General features: G+C 39.2%; 8 protein-coding genes. All 8 read right to left on the minus strand.

Annotated features, from left to right (window positions below; all coding sequences use genetic code 11):
* Positions 1 to 2 precede the first annotated feature (2 nt).
* On the minus strand, positions 3 to 1,376 hold the full coding sequence (locus RTX21_RS15965) for a glycoside hydrolase family 43 protein (protein ID WP_312769184.1): 1,374 nt from the start codon (positions 1,374 to 1,376) through the stop codon (positions 3 to 5).
* A 17-nt stretch (positions 1,377 to 1,393) separates the two neighbouring features.
* Positions 1,394 to 2,512: a family 43 glycosylhydrolase gene (locus RTX21_RS15970; RefSeq protein WP_312769186.1), complete on the minus strand. Its 1,119-nt coding sequence runs from the start codon at positions 2,510 to 2,512 to the stop codon at positions 1,394 to 1,396.
* Between the two features lie 12 nt (positions 2,513 to 2,524).
* Complete coding sequence (locus RTX21_RS15975) at positions 2,525 to 5,080, minus strand: glycosyl hydrolase 115 family protein (RefSeq protein ID WP_312769188.1); 2,556 nt, start codon at positions 5,078 to 5,080, stop codon at positions 2,525 to 2,527.
* A gap of 12 nt (positions 5,081 to 5,092) precedes the next feature.
* Positions 5,093 to 7,537 (minus strand): TIM-barrel domain-containing protein, encoded by a 2,445-nt coding sequence (locus tag RTX21_RS15980; RefSeq protein WP_312769190.1) that lies wholly within the window; start codon positions 7,535 to 7,537, stop codon positions 5,093 to 5,095.
* A gap of 52 nt (positions 7,538 to 7,589) precedes the next feature.
* Positions 7,590 to 9,515 (minus strand): alpha/beta hydrolase-fold protein, encoded by a 1,926-nt coding sequence (locus RTX21_RS15985; protein WP_312769192.1) that lies wholly within the window; start codon positions 9,513 to 9,515, stop codon positions 7,590 to 7,592.
* Between the two features lie 301 nt (positions 9,516 to 9,816).
* Positions 9,817 to 11,430: a glycoside hydrolase 43 family protein gene (locus RTX21_RS15990; protein ID WP_312769193.1), complete on the minus strand. Its 1,614-nt coding sequence runs from the start codon at positions 11,428 to 11,430 to the stop codon at positions 9,817 to 9,819.
* 47 nt (positions 11,431 to 11,477) lie between these two features.
* Entirely contained in the window at positions 11,478 to 13,196 is a 1,719-nt protein-coding gene (locus RTX21_RS15995; RefSeq protein WP_312769195.1) for a glycoside hydrolase family 43 protein, read from the minus strand.
* 277 nt (positions 13,197 to 13,473) lie between these two features.
* Positions 13,474 to 15,936: a glycoside hydrolase family 95 protein gene (locus tag RTX21_RS16000; protein ID WP_312769197.1), complete on the minus strand. Its 2,463-nt coding sequence runs from the start codon at positions 15,934 to 15,936 to the stop codon at positions 13,474 to 13,476.
* Between the last annotated feature and the right edge of the window lie 2 nt (positions 15,937 to 15,938).

Raw genomic sequence — 15,938 nt, forward strand, 5'->3', positions numbered from 1 at the left:
TTTTAATTAAACTTCCACCAATCGAAATAGAAAAGGTCTTTTTCACCTTTGAAAATAAAATACAAATCGTGGATGCCTTTGATATTTTTTACCGGAGTAGTAATGGTTTTAAAAATATCGCCTTCCGCTTTTTCGGTAACTTTCACCGTTCCTAAAATTTGTCCACCCAAAGAATCGGAATGGATTTCAATCGTTCCGCCATACATTGAAGCAACAGAAACTTCTATGGATTTCGTTCCTTTTGAGAAATCCACACCCTGAACTTTCAGATAATCTCCATTATTGATGGATGAAACGACCATTTTGTCGGTGATTTTTTTGCCTGTATCGTAAGGATTATTTCTTTCCCACTCGGTCATTTTTTCGGTTTTCAAACCTTCACTGAAAGCGATGGTTTCGGCTTCCACTCTATTGTACGGATTGAGTGTTGCAATTCTTTTTACACCTTCAGGATTCCAAAAAGGTAACTTCTGAATCGTTCCGTCGGCATTGTATTTCATTTCGCTTACACAAACCGAACGGCGTTCGTAATGCTTGCTCATCGTCTGTTTTCCGATATTATAATTGAATCCGAAAACGTAAGATTTTCCTTTATAATCGATGATTCCTGGATGATTTCCGTTGGAACGTTTGTCGCTGTCCATAATCATTCCTTTGAATTCCCAAGGTCCGGTTGCAGATTTTCCTATTGCGTATCCAATTCCTTCCGGACAGCAAGTAGACGCATAAGCCAGATAATAATGTCCGTTTTTTTTCCAGACCCACGGTCCTTCCTGATAATGGAACGGGTCCGGCGAACCTTTCACTTTGGCAATAGAAGTATCTTTTATGACATCGCCATTTACAGAAATCATATCTTCATTCAGTTTTACGTACCAAAGATTTGGGTTTCCCCAATAAAGATATGCTTGTCCGTCATCGTCAATTAAAACAGTCGGGTCGATATCGTCGCTGGAATTTTTCACCAAAGGTTTTCCAATTGGGTCTTTAAAAGGTCCGTACGGACTGTCCGCCACCAAAACTCCGATTCCTCTTTGTCCGGGCATGGGACAATACATATAAAATTTGCCATTTCTTTCGATGACTTGTGGCGCCCACGCTCCGTTTTCGGGATCGGTCCATTTGAAATCTTTCAAGGAAGCTACAACGCCGTGGTCGGTCCAGTTGACCATATCGGTTGACGTGTACAGCAGCCAGTTTTTCATTTTAAACCCGAAAGCATCGTCCTCATCGTGACTGGTGTAGAGAAAAATCGTGTCTTTATAAACCATCGGCGCAGGGTCGGCGGTGAATTTGGTCTGGATGATTGGGTTTTGAGCGCTCAGTGATATTCCCAGGAACAACAATCCAAAATTCAATATATATTTCTTTATCATATTAATTATTTTTCGAATTAATATTTAATAATTTGCTCTGTCCATGTAGGACCATTGATGTAGAACATTCCTTTCTCATATTTTACAGGTTCTATTCCCATTTGCGGACCCAGTTCCCAAGGCTCGAAGGTCTGACTGTACGGATATGGTCGTTTTTCGTACATAAAATAATGGCAGGAATTCCAAAGATTTCCGTCCGGACCGATGAATAATGCGTTGTGTCCCGTTTCCTGATAAGGGTCTTCGGTATCGGTGAACTGCAGGTTTTCATAGCCTCCATCTTTTGCCATTTGTTGCCTATAACCTTTTTTGCGGGTTCCGAAAATTGGTTCAGGGGAAGCGAGTTCCCAAGGTCCCAAAGGTGATTTTGATTTCAGCAAACCAACTTCATAGCCTCTTGTCCAAGTAGAAAAAAACATAAAATAGGCACCTTCTTTTTTAGTCACAAAAGGACCTTCGATTCCGCCAACCATCCATTCCGGCCAGCCTGGTTGTTTTTTATCCAGAAATTTTTGAATAGGCGTGGTTAACTTTCCTGTTTTTAAATCAATTTTAGCCTGAAATAATCCATTTCCGCTGCAATAGAGATAAACCTGTCCGTCCTCATCCTCGAACAAAGTGGCATCGTTGTTATATTGTGGGGTAAGCGGACCGTTAACCAGTTTGTATGGGCCTGTCACTTTATCGGCCGAAAACAGCCAAATGCTGTGTGTCGCCATTCCTTTCGGGTCTTCTTTGGTTACCTTTCCGCTGTTTACAATCAAATAATATTTTCCTTTGATGAAATGAATTTCGGGAGCCCAGAAACGACCGTCATAAGGGCAATCTTTGGGAAGTTTTTTAGCATCAATTAAAAAAGAATGCTGTTTCCAATTCACCATATCTTTTGAAACCAACATCCGGACTCCCGGATTTTTGCCTTCCCAAATAGGATTGGAAGTTCCCACACAATACCATAAATCATCGACCTTAATGATGAAATGGTCTCGCATAGAAATGGCAGAATCTCTTTTAATCGGATTGGTGTATCGGAATTCTCTTTTGGCTGAAGTTTTTGATGTTTCACCCTGAGCAAAATTCAGATTTGAAGTAAAAATGAATAAAAATAATAACAGAATATCTTTAAAATTTTTCATATTTTGAAATATTTATCTTTTATAAGGACTTTCATCCATTTTCAAATACGTTTCTTCATAACCACCGTTGTCAATGATGATTTTGTGCAGTACAATTCCTGGGTCAAGAGGTTCTATTGTCAAAGTAAAATTGCCGTTCTGATTTGCCGGAACAACAAATGTTTCAACTTTTTCCACGATTCTTGCTGCTGCGGCAGGATACATTTTGGTGTAATTATTTGCCCAGGTCAAATCCTGATTGAGGCCGATGGTTTTTGCATTATTTTTATCGAGATAAGCTTTTACACTGTGTCCGCCTTTTTTAAACGGAAGCGTGGAATCAAAAATGAAATGAACTTTTATCTCGGAAGGTTTATTTTTTAGATTAAATTGATAACTTATCGTTGAACCAATAGTTTTTTCCGTATAAGGCATCAATGCAATACCAGAAAGCGTTCTTCCCAAATCAGGAATGACCATCCATTTTGTATTTGCTGAAGCTTTAGTCTCAAAAAAATGTTCGGCTTCCATTGCAACGACACCATTCTTTTCTTCAAAAATATAACTACCTGTTTTTGCTTCTTCTTTCGTGATTATGTAAACGGTTGGCTTGATATTTCCCTCTTTCGGTTCGTTCCATGATTTGTAGCCAATGTGCGTCTGGTCCATCATATAGTTCCATTTCCCACCAGAAATATTCAGGTTGTAATCTTTAGTATATTCTGCATCTCTCGCAAAACATTCATCGGCATAATCTGCCCAATCATTGGCTTTTAAATCTTTTTCTGCTGCCAGTTTATGATTCATTGCAACGGCATAATACATATCGTAAAGATTCGCCATCGCACGAACGGGATGCAAAACAATCTGTTTATAGGTGTCCTTATAAACCTCATCTAAATTGATAAATTGTCTCAAAGCTCTTGTTTCCAAAGCTAAATATGCATCTCTTACCTGCAAAAATTCGCCGCTTTGAAGATTGTAGGTTTTATCATTCAGCATTTCTGCCGAAACTCTTGAATTGTATTTACAGTAAAGATTAATAATTTCTGCAATTTCTTTCGCATTGGTCTTTCCAAAATGTTCTTCTGCAAATTTCACCGAATAATTTTCAAGATTGTCCTGTGTAAAAGAAGTGGGATTCCACGCCATATTCAGGAAGAAATCCATTGGATATTCGTTGGGTTTTAAATCCCCGACATTCAAAATCCATATTTTATCAACACCGTAACTGTACGTCAGCTGCAACTGTTCCCACATATGCGGAATCTGCGTCATATTCAGCCATTGATAGGCTCTAGGCGCACCGTGCAAATCGACGTGGTAATACATTCCGTAACCGCCCGGATGCTTTTTGGAATTCAGTTCAGGAAGTCGTCGCACATTCCCCCAATTATCATCGCAAAGCAAAATAATGACATCGTCCGGAACTTTCATCCCCTGGTCGTAATATTCCAAAACTTCACTGTACAAAGCCCAAAGCTGAGGAGTTCTCTTTGCAGGTTTTCCCGTTACTTTTTCAATGACTTTTCTTTGGTCATTCATTATCTGTTCCAACTGTTTGAAATTGGCTTCAGCACTTCCCAAATCGCTCATCGGTTCGTCGCCGTCACCACGCATTCCCATTGTTACAAGATTATCATAATTTTTATTACGACTGAATCCATCTTCCCAGAATTTCAGGAGTGCTTCTTTATTAGTGTGATAATTCCATTCTCCGTTTCCATATTCCTTACGGTGATTTCCCCATTCTTTTTGAGCTCGCATCATTGGTTCGTGGTGTGAAGTTCCCATTACGATTCCATATTCATCGGCAACTTTTGGGTTGAGCGTATCGTCTTCGTTAAAGGCTTTTCCCCACATTGCCGGCCAAAGATAATTGGCTCTGAGACGCAACAGAAGCTCAAACATATTCGCATACATTTTGCTGTTGATACCTCCGAATTTCGTTCTTGCCCAGGTTCCGAAAGCAGGTTCTTCATCATTGATAAAAATTCCACGATATTTTACTTTTGGTTCGCCCGAAGCAAAATATCCCGGAATGACGTACGCTGAAGAACGTTTCTGAACGGGAACATCATTCCACCAATGCCAAGGCGAAACACCAAGCTGTTTTGAGATTTCGTAAATTCCATAAATTGTTCCCCGTCTGTCACTTCCTGCGATGATGAGTTGTTTTTTAGAATTTGAATTTTCTATGGTTGTTATTACAAAACTTTCCCATTTTCCTTTCAAATCTTTAGCATTGATTTTTTTTGAGGAAATTAATTGGTCAATCTTCTTATTGGTCCCAACCGTTCCGATAATGATTTCAAATTCGGCGAAAGTCTCTGTTGTTTCCAAATTCGGTAGCTTTCCAGTCACTTTCTGAATGTCGGTCTGTAAATCTTTTGCAGCACGAATAACGGCAATATTTTCTGATGGGTCATAAAATAAACCGGCAACTTTCCCCTCTTTTGAAACAATAGGGAAACCTTTATCATCTGAAATGATATTTTCCGTGATTCCTGAGGTTTGCTGGGCAAAAGTTCTTGCTGCAAAAAACAGAAACAAGATGAATAGTTTTTTATTTTTGTGACGCTTTTTCATGAATAAGGTTTATCATTTAAAATCTACATTCACTTTTTTCCCGGAATAACTCACCGATTTCTCTTGACCATCCGGAAGAATCAGATTGAAATTTCGTTTATCAATCATCCCTTTAAAATTTCCTTTTCGGGAGTCTATCGTCAAGGTTTTTGATTTTTCATTCCAATGAAAAGGGATTTCTGTGTAATTGCCTTTTTCATAATTATAATTATCAAATTCATCTTCATATAAGACAAAGTCTGCATCCGTTCCCGGATAGATTTTTATGGTAAGATTATCCCATTTTTTCTCGGTAGCGTATTGTACATCAGGACCAAACGGAATGATACTTCCCGCTTTCACATAGAGCGGAATACTTTGAAGATTAATGGATTTTTCAATTTCCTGACCTCCTTTGTATTTTTCATTCGTCCAGAAATCAAACCAGTCTGAACCTGCCGGAAGGTAAACTTTTACGTTTTTATTTTGAGTGAAATCTATATTGGAAAGTGAATTTTCTTTTTTGCTGGCATCGGTTTTATTCCAGCCTTCATTTTCATCAGTTTTTACGATTTTTTCAGGCGTATATTGAGGATTAAGAATCGGTGCCACTAAGAATGATTTTCCAAAAAGATATTCATTATTAATGTCCCAAGTTTTTTTGTCTGATGAAAAATCCATCGAAAGTGCCCTCAAAAAACTGGAATTATTTTTAGAAACATCCCAGGAAACGGAATAAATGTAAGGCAACATACTGTAACGAAGGTTGATGAATTTCTCTATTATATCATAGACTACATCTCCTTTTTTTCCAAACTGATAGATTTCCCTTGGCACATCGGTTCCGTGCGAACGCATCATTGGCGTAAAAGTTCCGTATTGCAACCAGCGAACATACAATTCCTGAAACATCGGATTGTTGGCACCTCCATTTCTTTTATAAACACCGGCAAAGAAACCGCCGATATCAGAGTTGAAATTCGGATTCCCTGTCAGGCTGAAATTTAAACCTGCCGGAACCTGATTGCGTAACGACTCCCAGGAAGAGTTGACATCGCCCGACCAAGTGTTGGCTGCATATCTTTGCTGTCCTGCAAAAGCCGACCTTGTCAAAATGAAAGCCCTTTTATCACTGGTTGTTTCACGTTGATGGTCATAAACTCCGCCAACGGTCATCAGCGGATACGCATTTCTCACTTTTCGGAATGAACCAAGATGCGTTTTGGTATCTAAATCTTCGGGTTTTTGGCTCAGATGGTCGGGTTCCGAAGAATCCATCCACCAAGTATCGACGCCAAGACTGAAAACGCCTTTGTTCAGATATTTCCAGTAAATATTTCTGGCTTCGGGATTATAAGCATCATAAACGCGGACTCCTGAAGGGTAATTCATATCCGGAGGCCAGACGTCGCGACCTGATTCCGGCCAGGTTTTGAAATTGAAAAGCATTCCTTTTTTGTCCATTTCACGGTACGGATTCGTCATCGGTCCGAAAGACGACCAGATAGAAACTGAAAGATGCGCATTCATATCGTGAATATCCTGTATCATTTTTCTGGCATCGGGAAAATCAGGGCTGATGAAATCCATCGCATTCCATTGATAATTATTTCCCCAATACTGCCAATCCTGGATAATTCCGTCTAAAGGAACTTTTAAATCACGGTATTTTTTAACGACATCCAAAAGCTCATCTTGACTTTTGTAACGCTCTTTGCTCTGCCAGTAACCATAAGTCCATAAAGGAATCATCGGCACATTTCCTGTCAGATTTCGCATTCCGGCAACTACGCCATCCGCATTTTTACCGTAGATAAAATAATAATCCACACCTTCCCCAACTTCCGAAGAAAATGATGTTTTGTCCGGTTTATCGGTAAATTGTGTCGGCGAATAGTTATCCCAAAAAATGCCATATCCTTTCACAGACTGAAAAAACGGCACAAAATCCCACGTGTTATTCTGAATCATTTTTACATCCGTATTCCGCTGAGACATTTTTCCGTTTTGTAAAATTCCTAAACCATAGATGGGTTCTTCTTTTTCCAGTTGAAATGATTGAGACACAGAATAGGTTTGATTTCCTGCATCATTAAAAGGTTGGAAATCGCTTCCGGTTTCCTTCAAAAGTTCTTTTCCTGAAGGCGATTTGTATGTAATTGTTCCATTTTTAGCATCAATTAAAATATTTAAATCGTTTGTTTTTAATGAAATAATATGATTGTTTTCTGAAACTGAAAATTTAGTTTTCTGTTCTTTTTTGATGACCGACAGACTGTTTTTTTCAAATGATTTTCCAATTGGATATTTGATAATCCTAACTGTATTTTCTCCATACAATTTCACTTCAATAGTCATATTATCAGCTGAAAATTTCAATCCTGAATCTGTCTTCTGATAAGATTGCGCCGTGATATTTCCCGATACAATAACGACCGTGATAATAAGTGCTTTGATTTTTATTCTGTTGAAATTCATTGGTATACGATTTTGGATTAGAATATTTACAGTCTGTTCGGTTTAAATTTTCTTATTTAAAAAGTTCCTGCGCAAACTGATACAGACTGTCTCTCCAAACCGGCCAACTGTGACCGCCAGGATAATCTCTGTAAGAATATTTAATTCCGATTTTGTCTAATTCTTTCAACATTTTCTGGCCGTTTTCATAAGCGATATCGTCTTTTCCGCCCATTGAAACCCAGAAATTTTTGATGTTGGATGAAAATGCAGATTTATTTTCATTTAAAAATTTGTACTGTTTGTCGGCAACGTCCTGGAGCATCGGTAGCATATATCCTGAACTGAAAACACCCAGATTGGAAAACATATCAGAATTCTGAATTCCTGTATACAGTGTATAGATTCCGCCCATTGAAAGTCCGGCCAATGCACGATTTTCTTTGCCTTTTTTAATTCTGTAATTGGATTCGGCAAACGGAATGATGGATTCTTTCAGTTCTTTTTCAAACATCTGAAGATTGCGCTCGCCAAAATTTCGGAGTCCGCTTTGCCCGATGTTGGCATCAGGCATAACGATGACCATTTTTTTGGCTTTTCCTTTCGCAATCAGGTTATCCAAAATCAGATTGGTTTTACCCTGATTTGCCCAACCACTTTCGTCCTCGCCACCACCGTGAAGAATGTATAAAGCTGGAAATGATTCAGAAGAATTTTGGTCGTAGCCTGGCGGCGTGTAAATGAAAACTCTTCGCCAAGAATTGGTCACTTTAGAATAGAAATTTTTGATTCTCACATCACCATGCGGAACATCTTTTAAAGCATAAAAATCATCGCCGTCGAAAGGAACATCTATTCCGCTTGCGTATCTTCCCATTCCGTAAAATATCTGGCTTGAAGGATCTGCAACAGCAACACCGTCAATCAGTAACGAATAATAATGGAAACTTCCGCTTTGAGGATCAGTCGTTCCACTCCAGAAACCTTCAGCATCTTTTTTCAGGTCATATTTTTTTCCTAAATCGATCTGAACTTTTTGAGCATCAGGAGCTTTCACCTTGAACATCACTTTTCCGTCGGGAAGGATTTGAGGATACTGCGCATTCCTGATATTGGTAGCTGCAGGCGTTCCCAAAACGGTAAATCCATCAAATTTAGTTTTATCAACAGGCTTAAATAAAAGTTGCGAAAAGATGTACAAATCATTCTTCCAGACCTTAAAATCGTGACCGCCCGGTTCGATGTAGAAAATATGCGGAATTTTATTTTTTTTCAGATAATCGCTAGTTCTTTTGCTGAAAGGCATCAATCCATCGGCATCGCCGCAGGAAATAAAAATCAGCTTCAGCTTCAATGCATCTTGTGGATTGGGCAAAAGTTTGCTCGGTTCTTTCGTGTTGGGAGCCGAAGAAAATGCGCCCAGCCATGCAAATTTATCGATATTGCCGAAAGCAAAATTCTGTGTTTGTCCGCCCCCCATCGACAAACCGGCTAAAGCCCGGCTTTCACGGTCTTTCTTGACAGGATATTTTTTTTCTACGAATGGAATCAGGTCGTTCAACAAATCTTTTTCAAAGGTTGCGAAGGCTTCCACTTTGTCCTTAGCCATAATATTTCCTGTTGCTCGGTCATCCTTCATTGCACGACCGTTAGGCAAAACGACAATCATCGGTTGCGGTTTTCCCTGTGCGTAGAGATTATCCAGGATAACATTCGGTTTTCCCTGGTTGAACCATTCTTTTTCGTCACCACCAATGCCATGAAGAAGATAAAGAACAGGATATTTTTCCCCTTTTTTGAATCCCGGCGGTGTGTAAACCAGAGCTTTTCTTGTTGTTCCGACCGTTTTTGAAGCATATTGAATTGTATCAATTTTTCCGTGGGAAATCGTTGGATTTTCAACATCGAAACCTTGTGGAGCTTGTTTATCAAGAGTTTGTGCCGAAACAAATATTCCGGATAATACGGAACTTACTGATAATATGATGGATTTGTTCATTATTTTTATTTGTATTTTTTACACTTATTAATTTAGATAAAAAAATTATTCCTGCAAGTGGATTTGTTTTTTTAATTTTATTGTCAACTGTTTTGATTAACAGGTCGCCCTACGAGGCTTTGATTTTGTGGTTCAATGTTTTGCTACTAACAGTTTGCTCCTACGAAGCAATAATTTTCATTCTTTCTAAACAGCGAATCTCTCGCAGCCCGACCTGAGTGGAGCTCTTTTTGTGGAGCGAAGCGGAACAAAAAAGCGGGAACGGAGGGCGGATAAAGCTGCCCAAATTATTCAACTCTAATTATTCCGAACTTTTATTTACTCTGAAAAAATCTACATCTACAAAGCCTCCCAGATTTTTCGTTGCATAATTGAAAATTGCAAATTTGGAACCCATAAAAAATCTTCGGTAATCGAAAATCATTTTGTAATCTTTCGCTATTTCGGTCCAGTTCTTTTGGTTTGTGCTGTAATAAAAATTGGCCAAATCTTTTCCAAGGTTGAAATCGGCATCAATTTTAAAATAAACTTTGTCGGAATTCAGAGGAATTCTTTTCTTTTCTTCTTTCTTAACACCAGTTACCGCCTTAGTTTTATTATCTAAACTCACTTCATTTGTTGAAAAAACGACAAACTTTTTACCGTCTTCCATTACTACAGATAAAATCCCGGAATCACCGTTGAAAGCACTGAAACCTGCAACATCGCCATCTTTCATACCCTTTACATCCAAAGCCACTATGCCGCTGGATTTAGGACCTTCCATTCTTTGGGTCAACGTATTCGGAGCCAGGTATAGATTATCGACGACTCTATTCGTTTTTAACCTTAAAAAGCCTTTCCTGTCGGATAAAGACCAAGCTGAATTGACAGGATTATGATTCCATTGCCATTGGATTTTCATCTTTTTGTCAGAAAATTCGTCACTTTCTACCAAATGATTTTTTGGTTTAAATGGAGCTAATGGAACTTCACCTTTCAAAGGAACTTTTCCGTTGTCACCCAAAATTGGCCAGTCATTTTCCCATTTCACAGGGAGCAAGATAGGAACCCTCCCTACTCCATTTCTATCCTGGAAAATCAGTGAATACCAATTACCATTTTTATCGTCAATCAAAGCACCTTGTCCGGCGTAGGAAAATCCAAGAAAATTGTCTTCAAGAATGACCTTTTTCTCGTAAGGCCCGGTTACTTTATCAGCTCTGTACACTTCCTGACGACGTTTTCCGCCTCTCGGCCAGGAAATCATCATCATATAATATTTTCCGTCTTTTTTAATGATTTGGTTACCTTCCAAAAGTCCGGTTTCCGATTCATCTTTCTGAAAAACTTCCGTTCCATCCTGATTTCCGATAATGGTTTTAAAATCCGGGCTCAGCTCAAAAATTTTGTTGGAAGTAAAAACGTAAACTCTATCATCATCATCGAAAAGCAAAGATGCATCGTGAAAATGCCTGGTTCTCGTGATAAGCTTCCAATTGCCTTTTTCAGGATTGTCGGTAACATAAAAATAGGATTTGAAAGGCTCATCATTCGGGGAAAACAGAACGTAATATTTTCCTTTATGAAAACGGATGGAAGAGGCCCATTGTCCACGTCCGTAAACGCTTCCGTCAATCAAATCATATTTAGAATTATCATTTAACGTATCAAAAACATAACTTGACATTTCCCAATGGACCAAATCTCTGGAATGCATCACCGGAGCGCCTGGCATAAGATGCATTGTGGTGCTTATCAGGTAAAAATCGTCGCCGTTTCTGGTGACCGATAAATCCGGTGCATCTGCCCAAATAATCGGGTTTCTGAATTCTGTTGTCTGAGGTTTTTTGACAGGATTTACCTGAGCTGAAAGGAGATTCAGCCCGATAAATCCGAAAAGAGAAACTATGTAGAATGGTTGATTAATTTTCACGGTTTTGAATTTTGATGTTATTAAACAAACCTTGAAGGTTTAAAAAATTAGTTAGGCATAATATCGTTTGAAGACGTGCTGTACAGACCGATTAAACTTCCTGTGAAACCGCCTGCAACATCCGTTGAAAGAATATCTCCAGAAACCGGTCCACCCAGATTTTTGAAGTTTTTACCATCTAAAGAATAATTAAAACTGATGTTATCTTTCTCGCCAACAGCTTGGAATTTAATGGTTTTACCTAATGCAATTTTCTCGCTGGCAATCAGTTTTGAACTTCCTTTTTCAGTTCTTTCCAAAACGATGTAGAAATCTTTGTCTTTCTTCGTAATACCGAAAACGTAATTGAATGTTTCGCTTTGGTAGAGCGTGATTCCGGCCAATTCTTTTTCAGATTTTGGTTTGTAATCTAAGGTTACGGAAGTTTCAAAATCTTCGTGCTGTAATCTGTGGAACAATGATGAAACCGGAGCCAAGGCTTTGATATTCGTTCCCATCGGATTCACTTTCACACCAGTTTTCGTAGCCGTGATGAAGTTTTCACGAGGTCCACGCATTGCAATCCAACGGAAATCGAGATTTTTATCGGTTAATTTATCATTGAACGTAAAGTTTCCGTTAGGGAAAAATCCGTTTTGTCCGGTTTGATTTTGAACGCCTTCCGGCATTTTCAATTTTGGTTTCATCGGAACCAAACCATTCTGGAAAACAGGATATGTTCCGCTCCAGTCAACAGGAAGAATGAAGGTTTCTCTACCGTGATTTACACGTCCTTTCTCGTTGGGACGAATGGCTAAAAATACGCCGTACCATTGTCCGTTCGGACCTTCCACCAAATCTGCGTGACCTGCCCAGTCCACTTTGTCCTCTCTGTCTTTCGGAAAATATCTCTGCGTCAGAATCGGGTTATTTTTTGCGGGAACAAATGGTCCTTTCGGAGAATCTGACATAAAAATAACTTCGCTGTGATTGCCTCCAGTTCCACCTTCAGCACACATCAGGTAATATTTTCCTTTGTATTTGTACAAATGTGGACCTTCAATCCAGATGGGTTTTTGAGAAAGGTCAACTCCACCGTTGACGATAATTCTGTCTGAACCTGCGACAACCTGGTCTTTTTCCAGATCGTAATCCCACATTTTGATGACGCGGTGACCCTGATATTGCTCTGTTCCTTTTGGTGGAGCGTCGTTATGCACAATGTACGCTTTTCCGTCATCATCAAAGAAAATCGCAGGGTCGATTCCGTCGAAATTTAATTTTTGTACTTCGCTCCAGCCTTTTGCGGGGTCTTTGGTTTTCACGACCATATTTCCGACTCCGCCCGCAATCTGCGTGGTAATCATATAAAATGTGTCGTTGAATTTGTTGTATTTGATGTCCGGTGCGTAAATTCCGTGAGAAACTCCGCCTTTTTCCACTTTAAGTTGTGAAGGTCTGTCGAGGACGTGACCAACCTGCTTCCAATTCACCAAATCTTTAGAGGTAAAAATCGGAACGCCCGGAAACATTGAGAAAGAAGAATTAACCAAGTAATAATCTTCGCCTTTTTTGGTGATGCTGGGGTCGGGATAACAGCCCTGAAGAATCGGAGAATAGAATTCGTCTGATTTTAGCGGATTGTCAGTGTATATTTTGTCGTTTCCTTTGTATTGGAAATCGGTGAAAGTCTGCGCTGAAAGGCTGGTTACAGAAAGTAGTGCCAGTGTAGCAAAAATGCTGGTTTTGTTTTTTAGGAAACTGGGATTCATTGTTATCTTTTTCATATATAATTTAATTTTTTGTTATTATTGATGAACCTTTCGAGTTATTTATTTTACAGGTCGCCTCTACGAGGCTTTTAATTGCAATTAACTTTTTTCTATTAACAGGTCACTCCTACGGAATTTTATTATTTTTCTTGTTACTAGCATCTTTAAATCTTTCTATATAATTATCCGTTGAATCTCTCGCAGCCCGACCTGAGTGGAGCTCTTTTTGCCTCCGCTTCGCAGAGGCAAAAAAGCGGGAACGGAGGGCGGATTAAGCTGCCCAAATTATTTTTTATTTCATTTTTAAAATATAAGTTTTTCCTGCTTCTGTTGGGAAATCATACATCACAGATTCTTTTATTTCAACAGGATTTAATTTGGCTTCACTGGAAATCATTGGCTTTTTAATTTCAGGCGTTTCAAAAAAAGGATTCGGGTTTTCACCTTCTGCTTTTCTGAGTTTTGTTTTTCCTGCTAATTCCATTTCGTTGGGAATTCTGATTCTGCAGTTTCCGCCTAAATTCGATTTTACGGTAATTTCCTTGGCTTTATTATTTTCCCAAACAATGCTGACTTCAAAATCGCCGTAGGTTTTCAGACCTAATATTTTTCCGTTTTTCCATTCATCGGGAAGTGCGGGAAGAATGTCGATGAAACCGTTTTGAGTCTGCAAAAGCATCTCTGTAATCCCAGAAGTACAGCCAAAATTGCCGTCAATCTGAAACGGCGGATGTGCATCAAAAAGATTGGGATACGTTCCGCCTTTATTGCCCCAACCGTCTTTTTCCACCAAAGTCAACTGGTCTTTGATTAATTTGTTGGCGTGATTTCCGTCTAATAATTTGGCCCAAAGATTCACTTTCCAACCCATACTCCAGCCTGTGGAAACGTCGCCACGGTGCAGTAAAACGGTTTTTGAAGCGTCCAGCAATTCGGGCGTTGTAAAAGGATTGATTTGGCTGGACGGAAACAATCCGTAGAGATGCGAAACGTGTCTGTGATTGTCTTTCGGGTTGTCCAAATCTTCTGCCCATTCCTGCAACTGTCCGTATTTTCCGATTTTCATCGGCGGTAATTTGGAGATAATTTTGTTCCAAACTTGTATTTTATCTAAATCTGCATTAAGAATTTCGGCTGCTTTCTTTGTTTTGGTAAACAAGTCAAACATCAGTTGATTATCCATCGTTGTTCCGCTTGATAAAGCACTTCCCTGATGTCCGTCCGGAATATTCTCGGGCGACATTGACGGACTTACAATCAGCCATTGGTGCGTTGGTTCTTCAATTAAAAAATTTTCATAAAACTGAGTGGCAGATTTCAGAATCGGATAAATGGATTTTAAATAATTTTTATCGCCACTATAAAGATATTTTTCCCAAACATGCTGAGACAGCCAAGCGCCACCCATTGGCCACATTCCTGCGTTAGCAAAATCGACTACGCCTGTGATTCTCCAGATATCGGTGTTGTGATGGGCAACCCAGCCACGACTGTTGTACATTACTTTTGCCGTTTCTTTTCCGGATTCGCTTAGGTCTTTTACCATCTGAATCAGCGGTTCGTGCATCCCGGAAAGGTTGGTTTTTTCCGCTGGCCAGTAATTCATTTCCGTGTTGATGTTGATAGTATATTTGCTGTCCCACGCGGGTTTGTTGGAATTGTTCCAGATTCCCTGAAGATTCGCCGGCTGACCACCAGGTTGCGAAGACGAAATCAGAAGATAGCGACCAAACTGGTAATATAACGAAATCAATTCCGGGTCGTAACTGGTTGCAAAATTTTTAATCCGAACATTGGTTGGATTTTTTGAAGCTTCGGAAGTTCCTAAATCCAAATCCACTCTTTTGAAATACTTTTGATACGAAGCCAGATGATTTTTCAGTAACGTATTGAAACTTTTATGTTCTGATGCTTCGATGTATTTTTTGCTTTTTGAAACTTCGTCTGTATTTAAAGTTTTGTAATCTGTAAAATTGGTTGCAATGGAAATCAGAATCGTGACTTCATCGGCATTGCTTACCGAAATCCCGTTTTCTGAAACTTCTGTTTTGCCACCTTTGTTGATAATTTTTGCGATGGCATTGAATTTAACCTGACCTTGAACGCCATCTAAAGTTGAAGACAATCCGTTCATTTGCAAAGTTTTTGAATCAATGGCTTTGCTGTTTTTTTTGAGTTCGCTGTTGAAATTGGCGAAGAAACTCAGTGCATTTTTTTTGTCTGAACTTAGTTTAATCACAATCACATTATCCGGAATGGAAGCGAAAACTTCTCTTTTGAAATTAATTCCGTTGGCGGTGAAAGTCGTTGTTGTGACTGCTTTTTCAATGTCTAATTCTCTGTAATAATTTTTAACATCATTATTATTTTTAAAATCCAGAATCAAATCACCGATATTCTGAAATGCTGAACCGTGAAGTGTTTTGGCGGTTAAACCTTTATCAGCAAAGATTTGCGCTCTTTTATAATTACCATTGAATAAATAATATCGGATAGAATCTAAAACTTTCGGGCCATCCGGATTATCGTTTCTGGAAGGTCCGCCTGACCAGAAAGTCGCTTCATTCAGCTGAATTTTTTCCTGGGATGGGTCGCCAAAAACCATCGATGCCAACCTTCCGTTTCCAACCGGCAACGCTTCTACCCATTGTTTGGCGGGTTTGTCATACCAAAGTTTGTTTTTCCCGCCTTTTTGAGCCAAGGAAAATCCGCTTAGGAAAAAACAGAAGGTTAATATGGAAAACTTGACGTTCATTT

It is taken from the genome of Epilithonimonas sp. (assembly GCF_032054305.1).
GTDB lineage: Bacteria > Bacteroidota > Bacteroidia > Flavobacteriales > Weeksellaceae > Epilithonimonas.